Source organism: Streptomyces bluensis (assembly GCF_014650715.1).
Lineage (GTDB): Bacteria > Actinomycetota > Actinomycetes > Streptomycetales > Streptomycetaceae > Streptomyces > Streptomyces bluensis.
The window spans coordinates 74,922-98,964 of the sequence record NZ_BMVM01000015.1 but is presented as its reverse complement, the minus strand read 5'-3'; the positions used below and the strand labels follow the sequence as shown (position 1 = coordinate 98,964).

Here is a 24,043-nt window from a genome sequence, read left to right as displayed (position 1 = left end):
CGCTGTCGTTGACGTCCGAGGTGGTCGTGTCGTTCACCGGTACGGGGCCCATGCGGCCCTGTCAGGTAATCGGGATCCGGACATGGCCAACTTGCGCCCTTCTCGTGCTGCTGCGGGCTGCTCAGACTGCCGTACACGGACCTGTGGGGGAGGGCTTCGATCGTGGCTGGGCGTAGACGGGGTGCGGCTGCTCGCAGGCGGCGGGCGGCGCGGCTGAAGGCGGGGGCGGCGGGTGGTGGCCTGGTGTTGGTCCTGCTGGTGGTGTTCTGGTCGGCCGTGTGGCCGTACGTCACGGGCGCGTTGGTCCTTGGCGGCGTCGGCTCGGTGGGCTGGTGGTTGTGGCGTACGGACCGGGGTGTGCGTGGGCGGGACCATCTGTGGCGTCAGGAGGAGGCGGTGAAGGCCGGGCACCGGACACTCGCCGAGGTGGACGCGATGACCGGCACCGAGTTCGAGGACCTGGTCGCAAGCCTGTGCCGACGGGACGGGTGCACCGACGTCCGGCGGGTGGGCGGTGCCAACGACAACGGCGCCGACGTCGTCGGCCGTCTCCCGGACGGCCGAACCATGGTGATCCAGTGCAAGCGCTATGCGCCGAGCAGCACGATCGCGAGTCGCGAGTTACGCGATCTGCTGGGTGCCAAGGTGCACTTCGCGGCTGACCTGGCGGTGTTCGTGACGACCACACGCTTCAGCCGACCCTCCGAGAGGTTTGCGGTGCAGCACGGCATCCTCGCGGTGCATCGCGATCATCTCGGCTTGTGGAACAACGGGGCCTCCCTGTTGTCTCTGACCGAGGTGAACGGTCGCGGCCAGGGAGACTCCCGGCACCGGGCTCGCTGGAAGCGGGCGTACGGGAGATGACCGGCCTCGCGGGTGCGCGAGGCCGGATCTTGCAGGATGCTCGCCGCGTGGTGTCAGGTTGTGCTGACATCGCTTGTCGCCGGCGGCGCGGTTACACGCGGGCGGGTACGCCGGCCAGGCCGTCGTCACCGTCATCGCCGTCTTCGTCGCGTTTCTTGCGATCGCGTGCTCCGTCGAGGCTGTCCAGGCTTCCTCGCAGGAAATCCGCGAGGGTGCTGGCGGTCTCCGCACCAGCCGAGGCACCGGGTAGGCCCTCGATACGCAGACCGGAAGTGGTGTGGGCTACCGAGTAGCCCAGTTCCTGGAGGATGCCGGTGAGTGCGTGGTGCACGTAGGCACGTGTGCTGCGATGCAGGAGGCCGGCGCGTCCGTCGGCCAGTCCTTCGGTCTGTTCGCGTGCCGCGGGTGCGGTGGTGGAGACGAACCATTCCAGTGATGCGGCTCTCGTGCCGGATGGCGAGATCAGCACGCCGACGGCTTGGGTGCGGTCGTCGGTTTCTGCGACGGGGAGCCCCATGCCTTTGCAGAGAGTTTCCAGTTCGGTCGCGATGTGGTTGCCGTCGTGACGGTGGGTGCCCATGAGACGGGAGGAGGCTTGTCGGGAATCGCTACGCAGCGGCTCCGGCGAGTGGCCTTTGTCCCATGTAGTACTCCAAGGTGACCTGCATCCCGTGGAGTGTCTCCACCATCCGCTCAAGTTGTGTTCTGGTGTCCGCCAGCTCGCCTCGAAGGGACTCCACAAGCCTTTCGGCCGCAACCCGCCCCTCCTTCTCCTTGGCAACGCGACGAAGAGCTGCCGGTGGGAGGGTGCGGTCTCCCCCATGAGGAGATCCGGGAATACCAAGATCCCGCTTACGCTTCTGCACCCAACCGTTCACGGTCTTGCGTGAGACCTCGTATTCGATGCTCAGCTCCAGCACGGTCTTGGTCCCGGCGATCACGAGATCCGCCAGTTCAGCACGCTTCTCCGGTGACAGCTTGGACTGGAACGTCACTGCGTACTCTGCCTTTCGATCAAGGACTGTTCACGCGAAGTAACTGGGCCTCGGCTGGAGGGATGCGAGCGTAGATGGAAGCCCATCCGACTGTGCGACTAATGCTGCTAAAGGTGACGCAGCGTCAACTGGATGAGTACCCAGATCTTCACTTGCCGCTCGCGGCAAACTCCGGCCAGTACTTGGCCACCGGCGCGTCCAGGTCCAGCGCCGCGCTGGGTGCACTCGGCTGTGGGCAGGAGCGGATGGACTTGGTCTGGGCTTCGACCTCTCACTTGATCGGGCGGTCTCGGGCTTCTATCGCCGTGGAGTACAAGGCCGCACCCTTAGCGTCAGCAATATGACTAACGAGTACGAAAGCCACGGCACGCCACTGGCTGAGTATCGGCTCACACGAGCTGATCACCGACACCAGGAGGAGACAGAACGGATCACGGAGTACGTTCGCCGCGTGTGGACAGTGCGCCACCATTGTCCGCTGAGGCCGCCAGCAAGATCCGGGAGCTCCTGGGTCCCTTTCCGCGTCGGTCTCCGTCGGACTACATGCGCTGGCGCGTACGCCTTTACTGCGGTCATATCCAGGAGGTCGCGTGTCTCCTGAGCGAGACCCGTCCGTCAAGCGAGGCTCGCTGCCAAGAGTGCGGGAAGGATCCCTCGGTGATCGTGGCGTTCGAGCCCGTTGGCCCGTTCGAGGAGTGACAGCGGTTCAGAGGGACGGTGCTGGCGCTTAGCCGGACGTCATTTGCCGTGGCACGCGCTGCTCAGCCAGTCGGGGCCCTGCCGGGCAACCAGTGCAGACTCCGGGGGCGAGATCACCGGACCGAGCACTGCAGCTCACGTGGCCTTGCGCATTAGGGTGCGGGATGTGCACCGCCTCCTGGTTCTCTTCGACCTCGACAACACACTCGTGGACCGGCGGGGCACGCTCGCCGACTGGGCCGCTGAGTTCACCGCCCGGCACGACCTGGGCGACGAGGAGAGGGCGTACGTCCTGAGCATGGTGGCCGAACGGGCGTATCCGTCCACCTTTGACGCAATCCGTACCCGGTATCGGCTACCCATGTCGGCTGCGGAGTTGTGGCAGGTGTACTGCGCCGACATCGCGGCCTTGGTGTCGTGTCCGGCAGAGACTCTCGAGGGCTTGGACGAACTGCGTGCGGCCGGCTGGCGGGTCGGGGTTGCGACCAACGGTGCGTCGGACATCCAGCGCGCCAAGCTGCGGGCAACTGGTATCTCCGAACGTGTAGACGGCGTCCTCGTCTCTAAGGAGGCCGACGCCCGCAAACCGCAGCGCCAGCACTTCGCCCTGGCTGCGGCCCGCTGCGGCGCTGTGCTGGGCGACGGCGGCTGGATGGTCGGTGACAATCCGGTCAACGACATCGGCGGCGGACGCTCCGCGGGGCTCCACACCATCTGGGTCAGCAACGGCCGCTCCTGGCCACCGCCCGACCCTGGGCCCGACCACACCGTGCCGCACGCACGCGCCGCCATCGACCACCTGCTTCTACACGCCGCAGACCACGCGAGGACCACGGCATGACGTACACCGTCGGGCTGCTGCACCCCGGCAGCATGGGATCCGCCTTCGGCATCCAGCTACGCGCCCGTGGCCACACCGTGCTGTGGTGCCCCGATGGACGCAGCGACACAACTCGCCGTCGGGCCGAGCACGCCGGCCTCGAACCTGCAGTACTGCCGGAGCTCATCTCCCGCTGCGACGTGGTGCTCTCCCTATGCCCGCCGACTGCTGCGGAGAAGGTTGCCGCCCAGGTGGCCGATCTCGGCATGCTCGACGCGAGCAGGATCTATGTCGAAGCGAACGCCGCCGCGCCGCCGCGCGTCCACCGCATCGCCGACAGCCTGGCCCCAATGCCGGTCATCGATGCCGCAGTGGTCGGCTCGCCCTCGGTGGGCGGCAAGACCCCGACGCTCTACCTGTCCGGCCCAAGCAAGCAGGCTGACCGAATCGTCGAACTCTTCGCCGGAACCGGTGTGCGGACCCACGTCCTGGGCGCCAGCATTGGCCAAGCCTCCGCCCTAAAGCTCTCGTACTCCAGCTACCAGAAGGTCTCCCGCGTCCTCGCCGCCGTGGCGTACGGGGCAGCCGAATCGTACGGAGTCGCGGACGAGCTGCTGGTGATCGCGGCCAAGCGCAGCCGCAGCTACCTCGTGGAGACCGACTACATCCCCAAGACCGCTGCCCGCGCTTGGCGTTGGGGACCTGAGCTTGAGGATGCGGCGGCTCTGCTCGCCGACGTCGGCCTGCCGGATTCCCTGATGCACGCCGCTGCCGCGACGCTGGCCCGGTGGGACGGCAACAGGGACGAGCCGCTGGACATCGCCCAGGCATTGGAAACCCTGCGTGGTGAGCGGGACCTGGACGACCAGAGTTGAGGAGATCGCACCGGTAGGTCGCTGACGTCCTGGCTGTCAGGAGAAGGGAGACGTGGTGCGGACGATGCCGTCGATCCTCTTCGCTGCTTCACGGGGTGCCGTCGTATCCGTGTCCACGCGCAGCTCCCACTGAGCCTGCGGATACGCCGCAAGATCGGCCTGGGTGGCGTCCCACGCGGTCAGCCGAACCGCCGTGTCGGTGTCGCCCCGCTGTGGCGAGCGGAGGGCGGTGGTCTCCTTGGAGCACCACAGCAGAACCCTTATCCCAGTGTGCGGGGAAGAGGGTGCTCACCTGCTCCATCCCCGCCATCTGACCGAGGTGGACTACGGGCATCCTGCCGCCCTGCATGGCCTGGTCGAGGCCGGGCCGGTCGACGACGTAGATGTTGCCGTACCGGTCGTTGCGGTAGATGACGTCGCCCCGTGCCTCAAGGTCGGCCAGCTGCTCCGGCGTGCCCATCCGGTAGCCCCTGGTCTTACCGCTCCCGATCTTCAGACGGGTGAACGGCACGTACCGCGCGTTGAGTTCCGTGAGTGCCGCCGTGACAGTGTCCTTGCCTGCCGCCGGCGGCCCGTACAGCAGGATGCCCTGCCTCACTGGAACACCGTCCCGAAAACCTGGCGCACCTGGTCGGTGAGCGAAATCGCGGCGCCCAGCCGGTTGTCGACAACCAGGTGCGGTACGACGGGTCGTAGTTCCAGATCGATCCCGGCGGCGTACGTATCCCAGTTCTGGAGTTTCCAGCTGTCCCGGGCCGCGGACCGGAAGCTGATGTACTCGTGCATCGTGTCGAGGTCGCACTGGATCCAGACGACAACGACGGTGACGCCACGCGCTTCGCAGCGGTTGATCAGGCGTCGCATCCACCGAGGATCGGTGGCCTCGGCGATGAACGGGGCGGAGAGGACGGTGCTGATCGCGCAGTCGACGTTCGCGTACGCGGTCTCCAGCAGGCACTGGTACTCCAGCGGGCGAACCTTCTCCCGGTAGAGGTCGGTGTGCCGGTTCGTTCGGCTCGCTGCCCATCTCCACAAGGAGGCGCTCGACGAGGGGGCGCGTGATGGGGTCCTTGTCGAGGACGGGCCAGCCGGTGAGCTGGGATATGAAGCGGGCGAACTCCGATTTCCCGCTGCCCGCGTAGCCGCCGACCATCATCAGCGTCGGCTTGTTCGGGTCGCCACCGGTGTGGCGGCGCTTCCAGGCGTCGAGGATGCGCTGCTGTACGCCCTGCCCGTCCGTGTCTTCCGTACCCGGCGCGAGCTGGAGCAGGGCGCGCTCCACGGCCAGCACGTGGGCTCCGTTGTGTGGTTCGCTCGACGAAGTGAACTCCAGCTTCCTGGCCTCGTCGGGCAGAGCGTTGCGAAAGCCGAGCTCAGGCTCGGTGGCGCGGTACAGCAGGCAATACGCGCGACGGTAGTGCGGTCCGGGGTAGACCTCACCCTGCTCGTGCTGCCACAGGGTCTGGAAGTTGGCGGCCGGCACCGCGAATCCTGCAGCCCGGGCCACCTCGCGCAGCTGCTCGCCGGCGCCCTCCAGCGTGAGGCCGTGGGCTTCTCGCTGTTGTCTCAACTTGTCCGGGCGCCACCCCGGGCGACTCTTGCCCACTGCGCCTACCGCCTGCCCATCCCTGGTCATGATCCGGAGCCTAAGTCTGCCTCTCATGAACCCGTGTGTAAGCGGATGTTGAAAAGTCAGACCTACCGGCCATGAGCTGCTGATGAGCAGCTTCGGCAACAGCTTGTGATACTCCGCACACCTCCGAGCCGCTGTCATGGTGGCACCGACGCGGTGATCGCCTTCCCGCTTCGGTCTCCAGTATCCGTACGAGATCAGAGGGGGCTCCGCGGTGGCTGTCGATGTTGCTGTCCTGCTGATCCTCGGCATCACGATCGTCTTCCTGTGCCGCGGAGGCGGGCTCAAAGCGGGTCACGCCGTGGTGTGCGCGGTCTTTGGCCTCTACCTCGCCGGGACCCAGAACATCGGCCCGTTCGCGAAGGACGTCACGACGTCGGTCGCGAACCTGCTGTCGGGGCTGAGGCTGTGAGCGCGCCGGCAGCGTCACCGGGCCTGGTAGCCCAGCACGGCCCCCTGCGCTCGGAGGCAGCCGCGCCGTTCTCCCTCGTCTTTCGGACACCCGCCAGCGATGCCACCGGGCCGTAGATACCCAGCCGGCCGGAACGTTCGGTTCTGCACGAGATCACCGATCTACTGATGGAGCCTCACCATGCGCTATCCGCCGACGGGCACCCCCTTCTCGACGAGTCTGACCGCGACGGCCGCACACCCGGTAGGCGACGTACTGCTGGGCACTCCACCGCAGCGGAGTTCTGCTGCTTCGGCTTCACGCCCGATGGCCGTGATACTCGATCTTTTCGGCACGCTCGTCACCGCGCCGAGCGTGGTCGAACGGAAGGCTGCCGCTGCACAGTTCGCCGAGGTCCTGCGTGTGTCCCCGGTGGTCGCCGAGTCCGCGTTGTCCGACAGTTGGCGGGCAAGGCACGACGGGCAACTGACGTCCACCACCGAGGTCGCAGCTCACCTCGTCACCTGCTGCAACACCTCTCCGGCCTGCGTGGGTGAGCTGGAAATGCTCCTGGCGCAGCTTGCCCACGTCCGTCTCCAGGCCGACGCCACTCTCCTGAAGGCTCTGGAGAGGCTTCGGCGCTGTGGCGCCAGGCTGGCTGTCCTCAGCGACGCGTCCCCCGACATCGCCGAGGCGTGGAGCCGTAGCGACCTTGCGCCGCACTTCGACGCTGTTGTGTTCAGCTGCCGGGCGGGTGCGGTGAAGCCCAACCGTCTGCTCTTCCGGGCGGTCCTCGGAGAACTCGGGGTTGCCCCACGTCAGGCCCTCTACTGCGGCGATGGCGGCGGTGACGAGTTGGCCGGCGCGGAACAGGCCGGGATACGCGCGGTGCGCGTAGAACGCAGGGGCGGGCCGAGCGGCCTCGTGTTCGGCGAGACCGCTTGGTCGGGCAGCGCGATCCCCGACGTAGAGGCCCTTCCCTCCCTGCTGAACAGATGGGGGAAGCGATGAGCGGCCCGTACGCGTGGGCGGTTGAGAACGGTGCCCTCCGCCGACTCCCTGCGCCGGTCGGCACGTCCCCGGCGAGCGATACGACGATCATCGAGACGCGCTACACGGGATTGTGCGGAAGCGATGTCGCGAAGCTCAATCACCCATGGCAAGGGCGCTTGCCGGAACCGTGGTACCCCGGTCACGAGATCGTCGGCGTTGACACGGAGACGGGCAGCTGGGTCGCAATCGACCCGTTGGTCTCCTGCCGCTCGTGCCACTACTGCGACCGCGGGCATGTGCACCTCTGCCCACGACTCCGCCGCATCGGGTGGGATCTTCCCGGAGGGCTCGCCGACTCCGTGAGGGTCCCCCGCGACAGCATCATTCCGCTTCCCCACCTGCGCGATCCTGCGCACGGAGTCCTCGCTGATCCGATGGCGGTGGCCTTGCACGGAATCCGGTGCGGGCTCCAGGCGCCCCTGGGGCGGCTCGGCATCATCGGGGGCGGCGTCATCGGGGCGTGCACGGCCATCTGCGCAGCAGGCGCAGGGTGGGAAGTCCACATGATGGTCAGGGAACCTTCGCGGTCGCACCAGCTGCGGTACGTCCTCGACCGGCATATCACCCTCCACTCTGCCGAGCTGCCGCCGTGCGACGTCGTCGTGGACGCCGCGTCCGGTGATAGCGACGTCCCCATACGCCAAGCACTGAAGGCCGTTCGCGACGGCGGAACGGTTCTCGTCCAGAACGCCTATGCGCCCCGCGTCACTCTCTCGGTCCCGCTGCGAGACGTCTTCCGTCGCTCGATCACCCTGCGCGGCTCCTTCTCGTACTGCCGCGCGGACGGCCACGACGACTTCCGAGACGCCATCGACCTCATTGCCAAGGGCGGCGAGTGGGCTGCCCTGATGACCCGAGACCGATTCCCCCTCAGCGAATTGCCACAGGGGCTGGCGGCCCTGAACAGCGGTGCTCGCCATCGCCCCTTCAAGGTCCTGCTCACATCCAACACGTGAAGAAAGGAGCCCACCCCGTGGCAGCAACAGCGCCAATGCTGGCCCAGAGAATCAACTCACCGGCCGACATCCCACCCCAAGACGTCCACGACGGAATCACGCGCATCCTGGCCTTACCGGAAGGCCACACGCGCGACGTGATGTTGGGAAGCGTCCTGACAGGACTGCTCCTGCGAGGGCCACGACTGCCCGAAGTCGAGGCCGCGATCCAGGCCGCGACGGCTCTGGACCGAGACAGCTGGGACTTCCACCATCCCCCGGAGGGGTTGCGGTTCGTCGGCTACACGGGCAGCGGAAAGAAGGCATTCAAGACGATCAACCTCAGTACTGCCGCCGCGTTGGTGGCGGCCACCGGGGGAGCACACGTCGCGAAACTCGGCTCGCGTAGCGCGTCGTCGAAGACCGGATCCCGCGACTTCATCGACCAGGTGGGAGCGGCGAGCGACACGGTCCCGCACCAGGAGATGGTCGACATCACGGCGGAGATCGGCTTCGGGTTCTTCTCCATCGAGAACCGCGTACCCGAGTTCGACCGCCGCTACGGAGGCAGGTTCCAGGCCGTACACGCCCTCAGCCTGGCGTTCCCCGCCCTCCTCAGCCCGGTCGTCTGCCCTGCCTACGTGTACGGCCTCTCGCACCCTGCGGTCGGTGCTTCCGCCCGGCTGCTGTCCAGCCTCGGCCTGCCGGACGTGGCAGTAATCAACTCCAGCCTTGGCAAGGCGGTCCAAGTCGACGAACTGATCCCTGGAAGCACGGTGCGGGCCTGCCGCATCAACGCCGGCGACGAGGACCTGGTGTTCAACGACGAGCTGCGTAGGGGCGCGGCCTCGATGCCGCAGGACCTGCTGTCGGTCACCCAGCACGACGACCCGCGGGAGAACGTCGCCGCCGCCGTACGCGTGCTAGCCGGCCAGGACACCAGCCAGGCGCGGAACGCGGTCGCCCTCAACGCAGCCCTGCTCGCTCGTATCGACGTCTGAGATCACGAACGGGGCCGGCTCACCTGGGTGAGCCGGCCCCGTTCCGTTTGCCCTCTCCGGCGATCTAGGGATCAGTACGTGGCGTAGTTGGAAGCCGCGAGAGTGCCAACTGACCGTTGTCAGTGAAGTCAGTTCGCTGTGTCAGCAGCTGACCGGGCGCCTACCTACCCCAGCAGCTCTGATTGGACCCGGTCCCAGCTCGGTCGCGGACTGCCGACCGGGTGCACGATGGTGAGCAGGCGGCCTTCGAGGAACACATCGAGCCGGTCGGCCGTCCGAGAGGCTAGCCGTCGGCGCTGAGCCCGGTGGTCCACCGGCACGCGCTCTTCCAGGACGCCGAGCAGCACCTCGTGGCGTGCTTGGCCGACAGCATCGCCGCGGATCCAACGGCCGCGGACCTCCACGCCGGAGAACGTGCCGAGTGTGTCCTCGCGGCTGAAGGACCGGTTCATCGCCGCCTCGACCACCGGCTCGGCCAGGCTGATCGCTGTCCTGACGTGGGCCCCGGTTACGTCGGCTGAGCCCTCCACATCGGACGGCGCGGAATCAGCCCGAACCCCGAGGGTTCCCTCCGGCTCCAGGTCCTCGCGCCGACGGGGATCAGGCCGGGGAACGCGGAATCGCCAGGGCTGTCCGCTGCCCGGCATGTCGATCCACCCGGTCTTGAGTCCAGCCGTGGCTGGGGCGTCGTCGGGCAGGAAGATGTCGACGTAGATGCCGCCCGTGCCGAGCCAGACCCAGCTCATGAAGTAGGCGTGATCACCGTGGTCGACGGACCACTGCGCGAGCTTCTCCAAGCGCGCCTTCTGCGCCTGGGTACCTTTGCCAGCCGGGAACATCTGCTTGTGATCGCGACGCCGACCCCGCGCCTCCCCAGCAAGCGGACCGGTCGCCAGGTCATACAGCAGGTCGGGCCGCACACCCTTCTTCGCGTAGGTCCCGACAAGTTTCCCGGGCATGACGTCGAAGCTGCTGAGCCCGTTAGCCCCGGGCTTCCAGTCGAAGAGGGCCTCGCTGGCGGCGGTCATCACCCCGAGCCCGGTGCACTCACTGACGAAGCGTCGGATGTGGCCGGAGCTGGAGTCGAGGGCGGGGCAGTCGACCCCGAGTGAACCGGCGCCCGGGCTGCCGGCGATGTAGCTGAGGAGGAGGCTGATTTCGTGGTCGCGTACACGCTGGTCGACCGTCTTGCGCAAGTCGCAGGCAAGGGCGTTGATGTTGACCACTGCGGCCAAGGACACCGGCAGAGGGCCTTGGCCGATCTCGACAGCCTGGACGGCCTCAGCGCCAGCCTTTCCCTTCTCGACCGTGAAGCGCCACACCCGGGCGCGCACCGAACTCATGCGGGAAGCCTACGGCCGCTATCCGACAGCACGGATCGCTCCGCCTCTGCGGGGCCCCTTCGACATGAGTTCTTCAACGAATTACCAGCCCGGCACACGAGAAGTGGTACACCGCGAAGTCGGTAACCGGGCGGTAGCCGATCCGCTGGTAGAGGCCGTTGCTGGTGGGGTTGGCCAGGTCCGCGAACAGGAGGACCTCCTCCGCGCCTGCGGCCAGCGCGGCCCTGCTCACCTCGACGGTCACGGCGCCCGCGTAACCGCGGCCGCGTAGGTGGGCCGGGGTGTAGACGGGGGCCACCCGGACCTGGTCGGCGACCATCGGGGTCACGCCCGCCATGGAGACGGGAGTGCCGTCCGGCGTCCCCCAGAGCGTGACGCGTCCTTGGGCGATGCGTGTATCCGCCCATGAGCTGTTGTCCGTAGCGGGGGTTCCTCCGATGGCGGTGATGAACTCGCGGTGCCAGAGCATGAGTTGCTCGCGGTCCTGCTCGCCCGCGACTCGGCTTCGGCCCTCCGGGAGTGGCTCCGGTGGTGTGAGCGTGCCGAGGCGGTACAGGCGCTCCCGCTCGTGCAGCGTCGGCGTCGCGCCCGTATGCCGCGCCCAGGCGTCGGCGAAGGCGGTGGCGGTGTCGTGGTCCGCGTTGACGCCGGGGAGGCGGTGGCCGAGGCGAGCTAGGTGGGCGGCGAGGGTGTCGGCCTCGTCGGGGGTGAGCGGGGTGAGGTACGGGCGGCGAGGCGGGGTGTGGAAGAAGGCCGCGCGGATCTCGCCCGCCCGCTCAAGGCTGCCGAAGATGGGGGCTTCGGCGCCGTACGCGTCCGCCCCGCGCGTACGCAGTGCCTCGGCCACCGTCAGCGGGACAGTGTGCAGGGCAGGGCGCGAGCGCAGGAAGTCTCCCGCTCGAGCAAGAAACCCGTCGAGGTCTTCGGTGAGGTGCCAGCCATACGGGCGCATGCCTCATGATCCCTCGTGCCTGTCGGCGTGCGCCCGCAGTTTTCCGCTGGGACGAGGCGGCAGGACCTGGCAGATCAGACACCGCCCGCAGCACGGGGAGGTCGGGAGCAGTCCGCCGTCGCCCGAGTGTCCCTTGACATCGAACCCAGTCGTTTTGCCATCGAACCGAGTCGTGCCGCATCCGGCGTGGCTAGAACCATGAAACGAACGAGGGCCGACGGCAAGCTGTCGGCCCTCTGGTCAGCTATCCCACAGCACAGCGCGCCCTGCAGCTCATCAGCCGCCGAGAGTCCCCATGCACGTCATGCACCGGCTCGTCGCCCGCAGCTGCGCGTTTCCTCCAGTGGCGATGGCTGGGCTGCTTTCGCTGATGCGGTCCCAATCTCCGGGGGACGGATCGAGGATCCAACCCCACTTCGGAGGCCGCACCTCGTCTTCTGTCATGTGATCGCAGGCGCCTGGAACGTGCGCCTTACCATTCTGTTTGATCAAGATGGCGCTGCCGGGGAACCGCCGCCACTCCTGTCGAACACGCCTTTCCTCCGGGTGTGCCTTGGGGACGCTGCCATCAGGAGGGCAGGCGCACCCCATGCCGATGATGTTGTCGCATCGCTCGCAGCGCACCTCTTTCATGTGTACAAGTGTCCCATCCGCGAGTGCGCAGCTCTCACGGGTAACGGCATGGCCGCGGTGTCCGTTGCGGCGACACCGAGAGATCACCGCTATTCGACTGGGTTGGATGGCAAAGCGGTTGGCTTCGCTGACAACAGACAAGTTCGCCGGGGGCAGACAGGAAAGACCCCCTGAAAGGATGGTGCACGGGCGGCAAGCCATGTCAACGTACAACGCCCTGCTGGACACCACCCCCGAGCCCACGGAGGCGCCCCTGCATCCGCACCACCCCAGCGAACCCTCCCGCCTTGACTCGCCTGACCCGGTGTACTGGGTCACCCCGCGCCACTTGGCCGGAGACGACCACGCGCTCGCCGAGCGGATCGGCGACACCTTGGCGGATCTGGGCTGGCGCATGTGGCCCACCGCCCGCCACACCCTGCTGTACGTGAGCCCCAACGGGTTGTGCGGCGCTGAATGGGTCCTCGCGGCCTACCCGTTCGAGCTGGGTGGGCTGCCGGTGGCCTGGCAGTTGAGCGCCCGCGCGCATGCCGCGTCCGTGATGGCGGAGTGGAACGCGTACTTCACCGCCGGCGTTCCGTACGAGGCGCTCGCCGATCTCCTCGTGGAGATCGACAGCCGTAAGACGCCCGACGTCGGCTTCGCGGGGCCCGAGACCGTCCTCAACGCGCTCTGTGCCCGCGGCTGGATCCGCGACCTGGACTGCCCCCGCACAACCGCCACGGACCCCGGGTTCTCCGCCTGCATCTCCCTGGAGATGCTGCCGCCGCTCATCGAGGATGCCGACCCGCGCCCCGACCTGGTGGGCTGGCAGGCGTGGGCGGATCCCGTTCCCGGCGCCCCGTACCTGTGGTGCGCCAGCTTCAGCGCCAGCGTCCCCCATGACCTGGTCGCCGCGTTCGCCTCCTCTCTCGCCTCGCCGGTCCCGGTGCCCCGCCGCACCGTGCCCGAGAGCGCCGAGGGCCGGCTCACCGTCGTCCGCCGCAGCTGACGGCCCCTGCCCCGTTGGAGCCGCTGGTGTGCGGCTCGTCGCCAGTCTCACCGAGCAGAGGCACGTTTCCCGTGCCCGCCAGATGACAGAGAGGAAGAGATCTTGTTCTTTCGACGCGCTCGCGAGGACCGCGCATTCCGTGAGGCCCAGCGTGCGGGCTTCGCGCTGCTACGGCAACTACAGGCCACGCAGCCGTGGCCCGCTGCATCCGAGTCGACTGCATCGGCTCCGGCTGCAGGGGAAGCGGTGGTGCCCGACTTCCTGCCGCCGGACCTGCGGGTGCCGTCCCGGCAGGAGGTGGCCGGGGTGATGATGCGCTGGCAGCAGCCGCTCGTCATCGGTGGCGAGGTCCGTACATGCCCCGGATGCGGCATGTACCGGGACTGGATCATCTTCTGCCTGCGCGACGACTCGATATGGCTGCGTTGCAGGGCTGGCCACGAGACGAAGGAGCCCGGCCTGGATGCGGCCTGGTTCAACCGCCACTCCGGTCCCGTTGACCGGTTCCACCCCACCCTCGAAGAGGGCCTGCGCCACCTCGGCCACTGAACCCCCGAAACCCTCGATCCCTTCGCATTGCCGGCGCCCGGAGGACCGGCCTGGTCAACCTGTCCGCTTCGCAGACCACCAAGGGGTTCGCATGCGCCTTCGCACCACGACCGTCCTCAGCCTCAGCGTCCTCATCGTCCTTGCCCTGACGGGCTGTTCGACGGACAGTGCAGATTCCATCGACCCGACACCCTCGACCGTCTCGGTGCGCCCGGACGGCAAGAGTCCGGCGTCCGCTCCGCTGTCTTCCGCCGCGCTGGCCAAGCGGCTCCTGGACGAGAGTGATCTGGGCGAGGGCTACACCCGCACGCCGCAGCGCCCCGCGCAGCACGATGACGTCACGGTCCTCGGCTGTCCGGCGTTGGAGAAGCTCGGCAGCGAGACCGCGATCGGCGGCAGCTTCGACTTCCCGAACAAGGCGAAGGCGTCCTTCACCTATGCCGACGGCAGCGACTCCGAGGTGGGCGAGGAGTTGTGCAGCGACACCGAGGACAAGCTCTCCCGGAGCGTGGATCGGGTCTTCGAGGCGATGACCTCCTGCCCCACCTACCAGGTCCTCACCGGCAGTACGGCCGTCACGGTCACGACTCAGAAAGTGCTCGTCGCCCGGCTGGGAGACGAGCAGTGGAGCCAACTGCTGACCTTCGAGGCTGGCGGGCGGAGCAGCATCGTCAAGCAGACGGCCGTCCGCACGGGGACGGTGGTCGTCGTGGTCTCCGGCAGCCCCGGCCTTGTCGATGCCCACGTGCGCGAGGCGGTCGCCAAGGCCACGGTGGTCAGGTCTGCGGGGTGAACAGGAAGCCGCTTCAGTCCTGCCGCAACGGCGGCCCACTGGGTGGGCCGCCGTTGGTGTGTGTCCAGTCAGTTGTCTTCGTGCTCGGCGAGGTATTCGAGGCCGGTTCGTGCGGCGACGATCTTGACTAGGCGCTCGTATTCCCCGTAGTCCTCGTCGGTCATGGTGGCGTAGATGTTGCTGCAGGAGCCGTCGGGGAGTTGGTCGACGTACTTCATGAATAGATCGACGAGGGCCTTCTGCATCGCGTGGGTTTCCCGCGCCCACTCGTTCTCAAGCCGTCGCTGCGCGTTCGCGGCGGTTATCTCTGCCGGGGTAGCGGTGCAGATCAGGTCGTGCTCGGCGGTGGTGAACGCGGTCCCATTGCGCCGATACAGGAGCGATGGGTCATCGGGGCGCGTGCTGTCCACTTCGGTGAGGAGGACGACAACGTTGGGGCGGACGGAGAGCTGGGGCATGGGCGGTTCCTTGTGTGGTGTCGTGTGATCGGCGTCGGTGAGGGTGGCGCCGGCGTAGGGGTGTTCAGCGCCGCCGCGTCTGGGGTTCCTGCGGGCGCGGAGCGGCGGGGTGTCCTGCGGCGTGGCTGATGTTGGCTGCCTGGGCTCGTGGGCCGGGTGCGTGGCGTTCGCCGAGGCGGCGGATGCGCCAGGTCAGTGCGCGGGCGGGGCTGTGGGCGTCGTCGAGCGTGCGCTGGTTGAGGGCCCGGTCGAGGACCGTGGTCGCGTTGTGGCCGGCTGCTTCCGCCTCGGCGAGCACGGCGGCGAGGGCCTCCCAGGCGGGGTCGGCCAGGATGCGTTCGGCGTGTTCGGGGACCGTCTGCTGGAGGTGGTGGGCGTAGCGGCGCTGGGTCTGCGGGCTGGGCGTCCGGCTGGCGAGGCCGGCCAGGACCGGTCCGGTGATCTGGACGTACGCGGCCTGCAGGTGGATGAGGGTCTGCTCGGCTGCTGCCTGCTGTTGGGCGTGCTGGCGGGTGCGGTGCCAGTGCATCGCGTAGGCGACCGCGGTGAGCGCGACGTCCAGCAGCATCGCCAGCCCGGCACCGTCCCCTTGCCGTGCGGGGTCCTTCCAGATCGCCTTGACGCTGCGGCGCAGGACGCGGGCGCTGGCGTGGTCGGCGGCGATGCGGGAGCGGGTGGCGCGCTCGAAGGCGACGGCGGCGTGTTCGAGTTCGGCCCTCGCTGCGGCCGGGGCGGTGAGCGGGAGCAGGTCGAGGGCTCCGCCGAGCGCAGCCAGCTGGCCCTGGGCCACTTGGTCGTTGCTGCGGGCCAGGTGGTGGGGGATGCGTTCGGTGGCGGCGGTGGCCTGGTGCCAAGGGTTGCCCGGCCGGACGGCCACGGGCTCGGGGCTGGTGGTGGCGAGGCGTTGGCGGATCTTGGGCAGGGAGAGGTCGGCGGCGAGGGTGGAGCCTGCGTAGAAGACGGGCTCGCCCTTGTCGTTGGTGTCGCCGGGCAGGGCGAAGTTGCAGCCGAGGGCGTCGCCGGACGGGCCGCACTTCAGGCGCACGGTCACGCCGGTCGCCTCCAGTAGGGCGAAGAACTCTGCCTCGGTGGAGGCGGCGGCCATCGCGCGGCGCACGCGCAGGCGAAGGATCTCGCGGGACGTGGCGTCCTGGCCCAGGCGCTTGGCCTTGAAGTGCTCCTTGCTGGTGGGGCGTTTGGCGGCGGTGCCGTCGCCCGGCTTCAACCGCCTGAGCCCGTAGTCGATTTCGATCTGGCGGGCTTCCCTCTGCACGGCGCGGATGTCGTAGTCGCGTCGGGGGCGGCGGCCGTCCTGGCGGACGAGGGTGGCGGCGATGTGGATGTGGTCGTCGGCGTGGCGGACGGCCACCCAGCGGCAGGCTTCATCGGCGCCTTCGGGGGCGATGCCGGCGGCGGCCACGATCCGGCGGGCGATGTCGGCCCATTGGGCGTCGGTGAGGATCGGGTCTTCGGGTGCGGCACGGACGGGGCAGTGCCAGACGGTGTACTTGGGTGCCTTGTCGCCCAGCATCTTCACGGGCTGGTCGAGCTGCGCGGCGAGCTGGGCCTCCACTTCCTTCGGGTCGCGGTGCGGGCTGCGGCCCGGGTCGGGGGCGAAGCCGTTCCAGGACGCCACCAGGTGCGGGTCGATGTGCTCGTTGGCCCGGCCCTTGCCGAAGAGGTAGCCGATCGTGCGGCGCGTGGCCTGTGGCCCCTTGCCGAGGATGATCTTCGGTATCAAGAGCTCACCGCGCCTCTGTGATCTGGGCTACGGCGGTGTCCAGGCCGGCGATGGACGCCTCGACGCTCTCCAGGAGCCGTTGGACGGTGTCGGGGTGGGGCCAGGCGCCGTCCTGGTTGAGGTGGCGAGCGAGCTGGTTGAGGTTGCTGCCGATCTTGCCTAGCTGCCCGTTGGCGGCCATCAGCGCCTTCACCATGGCGCGGTAGTCGGCGACGGCCGCGGTGAGGTCGTCGGCGCGGGCGGCGGCGAGCGCGCACTCGGCGACGTAGCCGCCGGGCTTCATGCGGCTCAGGGCAGCGGCTTTCTGGACGAGGTCGAACTCGTCGTCGTTGTAGCGGGGATGGACGCGGTGCTCGCGCAGCCGCTTGTCACGCAGACGGCGACGTGACGCAGACTGGAGCGGCACGTTCGGAGACGACTCGGTACCCCCTGTCCCGGTCGGCCCCCCTGGGCCGGCCGACTCCGGCGCCCCTGCGCCGGTTGCCTCCGCCTCCCCCGGGGCGGGGGCCGGGTAAGGAGTCCTTACCGGACAACTTGCTGCGCTGTTCAGGCCCGTGGCTATCTCCTTCTGCGGGGTGGAGGGTTCGTGGTTCGGGTCGTGCATGGGTCGGTTCTCCGTGGGGTGTTGGTTCCGGGGGCTTCGCTGTGGGCGGCACCCATGTCCGCGTTTGTCTGCCCGGGACACGGCGTGAGCCGGAGGGGGTGCGGCGATCGGTGCGCTTGCGGGGGTCAGGCGGAGCCGACGGGGGCTGCGTCGAGGTTCGTCTGCCGCTGGGAGGCGACTTCGTCGAGTCCCTCGAGAGACTCGGCCTCGAAGCCGTCGTACGCCATGGGCTCGGCCTGGCCGGTGCGCTCGGCCTGCAGCTGGTCGCGCAGGGCGCGGGCGCGCTGCTGGCCGATCCGTAGTTCGCTGCGCAGACGCTCGGCGGTCAGCCGGTCGTCGCTCCAGTCGGCGGTCAGGAGTCGGGCTTCGTCGAGGATTTCGGCGTCGGTGCGGGTACTTCCGGCGGTCGACTTGGCGGTGGCGCGCACCCGACCGGTCGACCGACGCGGGGCGGATCCGGTCGACTCCACTGCGGCGGCCGGGCGGGGCGGTCGGGTAGCGGGGGCCGACTCGTCGGCCTCGGTCGGCCTCGTTATGGGTGCCTCGGCGGCCTTCACAGGGGTCGACTCGGTCGGCTGTTGGGGGGCCGATTCCTCCTGGTCATACCTCGACCGTCCGGCCTGCTCGTCAGCTACCTGAGTAGCCGACTCGGCAGGGGCTACGTCGGCAGAGTCAGCCGACTCGGGGTTGTGGTGCAGCACCTTCGCTACGAGGTCCGACCCGAAGTAGATCGACCCGACCGGGAGCGAGGTCGCCAGCAGTACGAGGGCCCAGTTCGCAGGTTCCCAGTCGGCCAGTCGGCCCCACTGCGACGTGGTGTGCAGGGCCGGAATGAGGCCGTGGACGTAGTTCAGCAGGAGGCTGGCGATCGTGTAGGTGGCCAAGACCCGCAGTGCGAACTTCCGGTCGTTACCTGTCAGCGTGAGCGTGGCGACCAGCGCGAGGGCCATCAGCCCGTCGACGACGATTGGGTAGAGCAGAGCGGCGGTGGGGTCGGCGCCGATGGCGCGGGCTATGTCGGACAGCGCGTTCCACGAGACCCGGAAGGCCATGAGGACGACGGCCACCAGGCCGATGACGAGGGTGATGCGTCCGTTGCGGCGCAGGCGACGACCCCCGGCAGGTGCGAGTGCTCGGCGGCCGGGGCGAGCGGGAGCAGGGCGATGCCGGCGCGGCTGCCGGGTACGTCGGCCAGGGTTATCGGGGGTGGGGGAGTGCAAGGCGGAGGGCTCCAGGGCGGTGCGGTGGGGCTTGCGGTGCCGGGGTGAGGAGGCGTTCACGGAGGGGGCGTTCACGCGGGCCCCCTTCTAAAGGGGGCCCCGCGCGTGATCGCTTGGGCGCGTGTACGGCGTGGACGCTCGCGTGATCGCTTGACCTGCGGTTTTGCGGTGAGCGTGGACGCTGTGAGCGGTTCACGGCGAGGCGTTCGCGCCAGGGCCGCGTGTACGGTCGCGTGATCGCTTTCCGCGGGTACCGGTGCGGGTCAGCCGACGGCGGTGAGGTGGCGTGCGGAGGCGTAGTAGCGGGTCTGCTGTCCGCCTCCGGCTCCTCCGGCGATGCCGTCGGCCTTGGTGGCCAGGCCGCTGTCGACGAGGCGGGCGAGGTGGCGCCGCGCCTTCTCCACATCGGCGCGTTCCGGGTCGCCGCCGCGGATCAGGATGGCCGCCAGGTCGCGGGCGGTCAGCCCGCTGGGGGCGTTGCGCAGCAGGACGGCGGGGTCCTTGCTGGGGTCGACGGTGGTGGTGCCGCGCACGTGGTCATGGGTGACGTCGAGCGGGCCGATCTCCCCGGTGGGGGTCTTAGGTGGTGCAGGGTGACGGCGGGGTCGCCTGCCCGTCCGGTGATGAACAGGACGCTGCCCGCGCCGGCGGTGATCCAGGTGGAGCCGTAGACCTGGTCCAGGGCGGGGCGTTGGCCGCGTGGGGCGTCGGCGGTGGCCTTGCGCTGGTGGTGCAGTTCCATGATCTCCACGCCGCCTCGCAGGGCGCGCATGCGGGCGTTGTGGAAGGCGACCGCGAGGCTGTCGTCGACCATCGTGCTGACCGCGTCCTTGAGGCTGTCGATCACGATGGTGTCGGCCCGGTGGGCGGCGGCGAGGTCGGCGAGGAGGTCGGGCTCCTTGTCGAGGGTGGCGGGCAGCGGGCCCTCCCAGACCACGAGCCGCTCGCGCAGGATCTTCTCGTCGGTGGAGAAGACGCGGCGGTTCATGGCCCTGGCGATCTGCCGGGGCCGGTCCATGGCCAGGTAGAGCACCCGCCTGCTGGGGGCGACCGGCATCTCCAGGACCGTCTCCGACAGGCCGAGGCGGGCGAAGACCACCTGGTGGGCCAGGGTGGTCTTGCCGACGCCCGGAGCGCCGACGATCATCAGGCTCTCGCCCGGCGCCCAGACGGCCTTCTCGCGGGTGCCCCACAAGGGCTCGGCGTCCGCGCCGGTCTCCTTGACGAAGGACCACCCATCGGTGGCGAAGCGGTTCAGCCGCCCCTGGCCCGAGGCGAGGGCCCGCTCGCGCTCGGCCCGCATCTCCGCTTCGACCTCGCTGCGTATGCCTCGGGGTCGGCGCCCGGCTCCTGGGCGCGCTGGACGGTGCGTATCGCGGAGGCCAGCAGGCGGCGGAGGTTGGCCTTCTCGCGGATGATCTCCGCGTGATGCTCCGCGCTGCCGGTGCCGTAGTGCACGTCGGCGAGCTGGTGCAGGTAGGGGCGGCCACCGACGCGCTGCAGGTCCCCTTGCTGCTGGAGCAGCTCGGTCAGGACGATCGGGTCGGTCGGCTTGTCCTCGCGGTGCTGGGCAAGCAGCGCACGCCAGATCGTCTCGTGCGCGGGCCGGTAGAAGGCGCCCTCGCCCAGAATCGGCCGGACCTCGTCGATGATGTCGCCGTTGTGCATGCAGGCGCCGAGCACCGCACGCTCGGCGTCCACGTTGTACGGAGGCTCCGCGACGCCCAGCCCCGGCTCGGGGCCTTCAGCGAAGCGGGATGGCGTATTCGGTTGGGGATCGGTCATACTGGCTACCAGCTCCTCTGCTCGCGGGCCATATGGGACGGCAATCCCGGACTCCGCGGGTCGATCGCTAGGGATGGCGGTTGAGAGGTTTGCGCTTGAGCCCCCGGCATCGCCGGGGGCTTCTTTCATGTGACGTGCGGTTGCGCGGACTCCTTCGGGTTGGCGGGGTGGGACCACCAGTATGCCACACGAATTGCAGATAGCAAAAGTGCTCTGCATCTCGCAGAACGCATGCTACTGTTATGGGGTCACTGCGATTGGCAGGAGACTGCTACGAACGGAAGGAGGTGGTTATGTCTGATGAAGGGCAGCAGAAGGGCGTCCTGCTCAGCGGCGAGGGCAACGTCGCGGTGCGCATCAAGCTGGAGCGCGAGGCACGCGGCTGGAGCACCAACGCCCTGTCCGACCGCCTGAACGAGGCCGGCTTCGAGATGAACCCGTCCGCGGTCTGGCGCATCGAGAACGGCAAACGCCGCATCAACCTCGACGAGGCCATCGGCTTCGCCGAGGTCTTCGGCATCGACCTGCGCAACCTGGTAGGACCCCCGCAGCTCGCCGCCCAGGCCCGTGCCATGGAACTCATCGACGCAGTCGTGGACTCGTTCCGCGAGACCCAGCGGGCCAACGCCGCCTACACCAAGGCGCGCGACCACCTCGACGCGTACCTCGCTGATCACCCGGATATCCGTGAGGAGGCAGACGTGATGGTCTCCAATGCCATGGCCGAGGCGTCCACCAAGCATCTGCTGGAGACGTACGGACCGCCGCCCGGCGAGCATCGCGATGCCGATGCCGATGACGAGGTGTAGGCGCCGGCTCTTATTCCCGTCCTGGACCCGCAAACCCCCAGTACGGGCATCTCACCCTCATCCCCAGCGATCGACCGGCAGGCCGGTGTTGCCGCACCCACGCCTGCCAGAAGAGGACTCACCCCTTGCCCCAACCCGCAATACCCCCTGCCGCCGCACCGACTCCGCACGCCGAGGCCGCCTTCCCGCGCCTCTACCTCGCCGAGGAAGTCGCCACCGTCCTCGGTTGCTCCGCCTGGTGGGTGAAGGATCGCGCCCGCCGACGGCTCATCCCGTTCACCCGCGTCGGACGCGCCTACCGCTTCTCGGACGATCACCTCGCCGAGATCATCCGCATGCACGAAGAGCGCCCGGCCCGGAACCCGCAGCGCCCCAGCGGCATGGCCGCGTCCGCGGCCGACTGATCCGCTGGCTCGGCGACTACTTTCCGGCGGCCAAAGACCCCAACACGGCTGACGAATAGCCGCCTGCCGCTGGCGCCTCGGTGCTGCGAACACCGAGGCCCTCCCCTGCGGCACATCCTCACGCGCGTCTGCGCAGCCACCCAACCACCCACCACCACGACCGATCCGCTCGGAGTTGGCGCTCCGTCCGCGACCGGTGTGAGGAGCCCTCTTGCCTCAGTTCCCCCTGCCCGTCACCCAGATCGCTCAGCTGCTCGGCGTCCCCGAGGACGCCCTGCGCGCCCTGATGGCCGAGAGAGGTGACGAACCCGGCGACCCCACCCTCGTCGGGCTCACCGTCGAGGAGGCCGCCCGCCGGCTCGGCATCGGCCGGACGAAGATGTACGAGTACGTCTCCTCCGGGGAGATACGTTCCGCCAAGATCGGCAGCCTGCGCCGCATACCCGCTGAGGCACTCGGCGACTTCCTAGCCCGCCGCTACCGGGCCACGGACTTCGACGCTGCGGCCTGAGGCAGGCACGCATGGCAAAGCCCAAGAAGCCCAGCACATCCCGCCAGCCCAACGGCGCCTCCTCGATCTTCCTCGGGAAGGACGGCCGCTGGCACGGCTATGTCACCGTCGGCGTCAAGGACGACGGCACCCCTGACCGCCGCCACGTCAGCCGCAAGACTCGTCCCGAGGTCACCAAACTCGTGCGCGAGTTGGAGAAGCAGCGCGACTCCACTGGCGTCCGCAAGGCCGGTCAGACCTGGACGGTTGCGACTTGGCTGACCCACTGGGTCGAGAACATCGCCGCGCCCAGCGTCAGCGAGAACACCATCGACGGGTACCGTGTGGCGGTCTACCACCACCTCATCCCCGGTCTGGGCGCCCACCGCCTGGAGAAACTGGAGCCCGAGCACCTGGAGCGCTTCTACCGGAAGATGCAGGCCAACGGCAGCGCCGCCGGCACCGCCCACCAGTCGCACCGCACGATCCGCACCGCGCTCAACGAGGCCGTGCGCCGACGCCACCTCACCATCAACCCGGCCTCCATCGCCAAGGCCCCCAAGGTCGAAGAGGAGGAGGTCGAGCCGTACACGGTCGAGGAGGTCCAGCGCCTCCTTCTCGAGGCAGGCAAGCACCGCAACACCGCCCGCTGGGTCATCGCACTCGCGCTCGGCCTGCGCCAGGGCGAGGTTCTTGGCCTGAAGTGGGAGGACGTCGACTTCGAGAACGGAGTAATCCTCGTGCGCCGAGGGCGCCTGCGGCCCCGCTACAAGCACGGCTGCGGCGACAAGTGCGGACGGAGCAAGCCCGGCTACTGCCCGCAGAAGATCAATATCCGGCGTGAAACGAAGGACACCAAGACCCGCGCCGGCAAGCGTCCGATCGGCATGCCCGAGGAGCTGCTGAAGCTGCTGCGTCGGCACAAGGAGGAACAGGACCGCGAGCGGATGCTCGCCCGTGACCTGTGGGAGGAGAAGGGGTACGTGTTCACCTCGCCGATCGGCGAGCCGCTCAATCCCAACACGGACTTCCACAGGTGGAAGGACCTGTTGAAGGCGGCGAACGTCCGCGACGGGCGCCTCCACGACGCCCGTCACACCGCCGCCACGGTGCTTCTCATCCTCGGCGTCCCCGAAGCGGTCGTCGACAGGATCATGGGCTGGGAGCCCGGCAAGTCCGCCCGGATGCATCGCCGCTACCAGCACCTCACCGGCCAGGTGCTCCAGCAGACGGCAGCAAAGGTCGGCGCCCTGATCTGGGGCTCAACACCGCACCAGTTCCCGTCGACACCTGGAGGTCCCGTGCCGGGTTTGAGTCAGGGCCCCGTACCAGCAGAGCCGGATGTGTACGTGGCCTGTCTCGGCGAGCGGTATGTTCCGTTCCTGCACAACGAGCATGCCCAGGCCGTGGCCTCCCAGTGGGGCGCCGATCACCCTGACAAGCCTGCGCATGTAGAGAAGTGGGACCGGCCGCAGTGGGAGCACGAGGGCCCTGGCGGCGTGCAAGCCATCCGCGACCGCATGCCGGACCGACGGATTGTCCACCACGCCCACGCCATGTTCCTGCCCGGCGGCGAACGGCTCAACATAGGCAGTGAGGAGCAATGGTCCACGCCAGCCTGGGAGTTCGAAACCGATCTCTACACGGATCTACCAGTGCGCTGGCACACCACCCGCCGGCCTGGCCAGGAGGTCGAGGCTCAGGTCCGTGGCACGGACCGCGAGGCTGTGACCGCGGCGTTCGCCGATGCTTGTGCACAGGCTGTGGATAGGGCCAGGAACCCCGAGAAGTACGGGGACACCCACGTGCAGTAACGAACTGCGACGTTGCGGAGCCGGGCGAGAAGTATCCGTCGCCCGGCTCTGCGCACTCCGCCATTCCTCTATGCTCATCCCTCGGGAGCGTCGAGCGCGGCTATTTCTGCTGTCGTCTGCTCCGGCATGTCGGCCAGTTCCCACTCAACAGCAGTTAGGTCGACCCCAAATCGACTATTTTCCTCCAGGAA

General features: G+C 68.6%; 21 protein-coding genes and 4 pseudogenes. 14 read left to right on the top strand and 11 right to left on the bottom strand.

What is annotated here, in order from left to right:
- The first annotated feature begins 162 nt into the window (after positions 1-162).
- Entirely contained in the window at positions 163-864 is a 702-nt protein-coding gene (locus IE262_RS29880) for a restriction endonuclease (RefSeq protein ID WP_229877579.1), read from the top strand.
- Between the two features lie 91 nt (positions 865-955).
- Here the strand turns inward: IE262_RS29880 and IE262_RS29875 are convergent, their stop codons facing one another.
- The gene (locus IE262_RS29875; RefSeq protein WP_189878038.1) at positions 956-1,444 is read right to left on the bottom strand and encodes a hypothetical protein; all 489 of its coding nucleotides are present in this window, start codon (positions 1,442-1,444) and stop codon (positions 956-958) included.
- A gap of 28 nt (positions 1,445-1,472) precedes the next feature.
- Entirely contained in the window at positions 1,473-1,859 is a 387-nt protein-coding gene (locus tag IE262_RS29870; protein WP_189878036.1) for a hypothetical protein, read from the bottom strand.
- 865 nt (positions 1,860-2,724) lie between these two features.
- On the opposite strand from IE262_RS29870, the gene IE262_RS29865 reads away from it, so the two are divergent.
- Together IE262_RS29865 and IE262_RS29860 are read left to right on the top strand one after the other, a co-directional pair.
- On the top strand, positions 2,725-3,399 hold the full coding sequence (locus IE262_RS29865) for an HAD family hydrolase (protein ID WP_189878034.1): 675 nt from the start codon (positions 2,725-2,727) through the stop codon (positions 3,397-3,399).
- The gene (locus IE262_RS29860; protein ID WP_189878032.1) at positions 3,396-4,253 is read left to right on the top strand and encodes an NAD(P)-dependent oxidoreductase; all 858 of its coding nucleotides are present in this window, start codon (positions 3,396-3,398) and stop codon (positions 4,251-4,253) included. Before IE262_RS29865 ends, IE262_RS29860 begins: the two co-directional genes overlap by 4 nt.
- An 88-nt stretch (positions 4,254-4,341) precedes the next feature.
- Here the strand turns inward: IE262_RS29860 and IE262_RS29855 are convergent, their stop codons facing one another.
- Together IE262_RS29855 and IE262_RS29850 are read right to left on the bottom strand one after the other, a co-directional pair.
- Positions 4,342-4,851 carry a guanylate kinase gene (locus tag IE262_RS29855; RefSeq protein ID WP_308432809.1) on the bottom strand — a complete coding sequence of 170 codons (510 nt, stop codon included), beginning with the start codon at positions 4,849-4,851 and terminating at the stop codon, positions 4,342-4,344.
- Positions 4,848-5,889, bottom strand: a pseudogene (locus IE262_RS29850) (P-loop nucleotide/nucleoside kinase family protein). The gene IE262_RS29855 and the pseudogene IE262_RS29850 overlap by 4 nt, the downstream one beginning before the upstream one ends.
- 211 nt (positions 5,890-6,100) lie before the next feature.
- Between IE262_RS29850 and IE262_RS29845 the strand changes: the two are divergent.
- The 4 genes from IE262_RS29845 to IE262_RS29830 all read left to right on the top strand — a co-directional run bounded on the left by IE262_RS29845 (position 6,101) and on the right by IE262_RS29830 (position 9,266).
- Complete coding sequence (locus IE262_RS29845) at positions 6,101-6,298, top strand: hypothetical protein (RefSeq protein WP_189878030.1); 198 nt, start codon at positions 6,101-6,103, stop codon at positions 6,296-6,298.
- A gap of 180 nt (positions 6,299-6,478) precedes the next feature.
- Entirely contained in the window at positions 6,479-7,288 is an 810-nt protein-coding gene (locus IE262_RS29840; protein ID WP_189878029.1) for an HAD family hydrolase, read from the top strand.
- Positions 7,285-8,286 (top strand): zinc-dependent alcohol dehydrogenase, encoded by a 1,002-nt coding sequence (locus IE262_RS29835; protein WP_189878027.1) that lies wholly within the window; start codon positions 7,285-7,287, stop codon positions 8,284-8,286. The genes IE262_RS29840 and IE262_RS29835 overlap by 4 nt, the downstream gene beginning before the upstream one ends.
- Positions 8,287-8,303: 17 nt before the next feature.
- Positions 8,304-9,266, top strand: coding sequence for a hypothetical protein (locus IE262_RS29830; RefSeq protein WP_189878025.1), 963 nt, complete (start codon positions 8,304-8,306; stop codon positions 9,264-9,266).
- A 164-nt stretch (positions 9,267-9,430) separates the two neighbouring features.
- Here IE262_RS29830 and IE262_RS29825 read toward each other — a convergent pair whose 3' ends face one another.
- Together IE262_RS29825 and IE262_RS29820 are read right to left on the bottom strand one after the other, a co-directional pair.
- Positions 9,431-10,609: a hypothetical protein gene (locus tag IE262_RS29825; RefSeq protein WP_189878023.1), complete on the bottom strand. Its 1,179-nt coding sequence runs from the start codon at positions 10,607-10,609 to the stop codon at positions 9,431-9,433.
- Between the two features lie 73 nt (positions 10,610-10,682).
- Positions 10,683-11,561 carry a GNAT family N-acetyltransferase gene (locus IE262_RS29820; RefSeq protein ID WP_189878021.1) on the bottom strand — a complete coding sequence of 293 codons (879 nt, stop codon included), beginning with the start codon at positions 11,559-11,561 and terminating at the stop codon, positions 10,683-10,685.
- 832 nt (positions 11,562-12,393) lie between these two features.
- Here IE262_RS29820 and IE262_RS29815 point away from each other — a divergent pair.
- From IE262_RS29815 to IE262_RS29805, 3 genes are all read left to right on the top strand, one after another.
- Positions 12,394-13,185 (top strand): SPDY domain-containing protein, encoded by a 792-nt coding sequence (locus tag IE262_RS29815; protein WP_373305176.1) that lies wholly within the window; start codon positions 12,394-12,396, stop codon positions 13,183-13,185.
- A gap of 249 nt (positions 13,186-13,434) precedes the next feature.
- Positions 13,435-13,734: a hypothetical protein gene (locus IE262_RS29810; protein WP_189878019.1), complete on the top strand. Its 300-nt coding sequence runs from the start codon at positions 13,435-13,437 to the stop codon at positions 13,732-13,734.
- Positions 13,735-13,825: 91 nt separating this feature from the next.
- Positions 13,826-14,527: a hypothetical protein gene (locus IE262_RS29805; RefSeq protein WP_189878017.1), complete on the top strand. Its 702-nt coding sequence runs from the start codon at positions 13,826-13,828 to the stop codon at positions 14,525-14,527.
- A 68-nt stretch (positions 14,528-14,595) separates the two neighbouring features.
- Here IE262_RS29805 and IE262_RS29800 read toward each other — a convergent pair whose 3' ends face one another.
- From IE262_RS29800 to IE262_RS29780, 5 genes and pseudogenes are all read right to left on the bottom strand, one after another.
- Entirely contained in the window at positions 14,596-14,985 is a 390-nt protein-coding gene (locus tag IE262_RS29800; protein WP_189878015.1) for a hypothetical protein, read from the bottom strand.
- 64 nt (positions 14,986-15,049) lie between these two features.
- A complete protein-coding gene (locus tag IE262_RS29795) occupies positions 15,050-16,726 on the bottom strand; it encodes a relaxase family protein (RefSeq protein ID WP_189878013.1) in 1,677 nt (558 codons plus the stop codon).
- A 4-nt stretch (positions 16,727-16,730) separates the two neighbouring features.
- On the bottom strand, positions 16,731-17,132 hold the full coding sequence (locus IE262_RS29790) for a plasmid mobilization protein (RefSeq protein ID WP_189878011.1): 402 nt from the start codon (positions 17,130-17,132) through the stop codon (positions 16,731-16,733).
- A 323-nt stretch (positions 17,133-17,455) separates the two neighbouring features.
- A complete protein-coding gene (locus IE262_RS29785; protein ID WP_308432808.1) occupies positions 17,456-18,625 on the bottom strand; it encodes a DUF2637 domain-containing protein in 1,170 nt (389 codons plus the stop codon).
- A gap of 188 nt (positions 18,626-18,813) precedes the next feature.
- Positions 18,814-20,335 (bottom strand): annotated as a pseudogene (locus tag IE262_RS29780) (DnaB-like helicase N-terminal domain-containing protein).
- Between the two features lie 293 nt (positions 20,336-20,628).
- Between IE262_RS29780 and IE262_RS29775 the strand changes: the two are divergent.
- From IE262_RS29775 to IE262_RS29760, 4 genes and pseudogenes are all read left to right on the top strand, one after another.
- Entirely contained in the window at positions 20,629-21,144 is a 516-nt protein-coding gene (locus tag IE262_RS29775; RefSeq protein ID WP_189878009.1) for a helix-turn-helix domain-containing protein, read from the top strand.
- A gap of 125 nt (positions 21,145-21,269) precedes the next feature.
- A pseudogene (locus IE262_RS29770) lies at positions 21,270-21,542 on the top strand (helix-turn-helix domain-containing protein); the annotation flags it as partial.
- Positions 21,543-21,759: 217 nt separating this feature from the next.
- Positions 21,760-22,059: a helix-turn-helix domain-containing protein gene (locus tag IE262_RS29765; protein WP_189878007.1), complete on the top strand. Its 300-nt coding sequence runs from the start codon at positions 21,760-21,762 to the stop codon at positions 22,057-22,059.
- A gap of 11 nt (positions 22,060-22,070) precedes the next feature.
- A pseudogene (locus IE262_RS29760) lies at positions 22,071-23,297 on the top strand (tyrosine-type recombinase/integrase); the annotation flags it as partial.
- Between the last annotated feature and the right edge of the window lie 746 nt (positions 23,298-24,043).

Coding starts and splice junctions, on each gene's coding strand:
- IE262_RS29875 (WP_189878038.1), bottom strand. CDS start 1,444: ATGGGCACCCACCGTCACGACGGCAACCACATCGCGACCGAACTGGAA.
- IE262_RS29860 (WP_189878032.1), top strand. CDS start 3,396: ATGACGTACACCGTCGGGCTGCTGCACCCCGGCAGCATGGGATCCGCC.
- IE262_RS29840 (WP_189878029.1), top strand. CDS start 6,479: ATGCGCTATCCGCCGACGGGCACCCCCTTCTCGACGAGTCTGACCGCG.
- IE262_RS29835 (WP_189878027.1), top strand. CDS start 7,285: ATGAGCGGCCCGTACGCGTGGGCGGTTGAGAACGGTGCCCTCCGCCGA.
- IE262_RS29825 (WP_189878023.1), bottom strand. CDS start 10,609: ATGAGTTCGGTGCGCGCCCGGGTGTGGCGCTTCACGGTCGAGAAGGGA.
- IE262_RS29820 (WP_189878021.1), bottom strand. CDS start 11,561: ATGCGCCCGTATGGCTGGCACCTCACCGAAGACCTCGACGGGTTTCTT.
- IE262_RS29815 (WP_373305176.1), top strand. CDS start 12,394: ATGTCAACGTACAACGCCCTGCTGGACACCACCCCCGAGCCCACGGAG.
- IE262_RS29805 (WP_189878017.1), top strand. CDS start 13,826: ATGCGCCTTCGCACCACGACCGTCCTCAGCCTCAGCGTCCTCATCGTC.
- IE262_RS29800 (WP_189878015.1), bottom strand. CDS start 14,985: ATGCCCCAGCTCTCCGTCCGCCCCAACGTTGTCGTCCTCCTCACCGAA.
- IE262_RS29775 (WP_189878009.1), top strand. CDS start 20,629: ATGTCTGATGAAGGGCAGCAGAAGGGCGTCCTGCTCAGCGGCGAGGGC.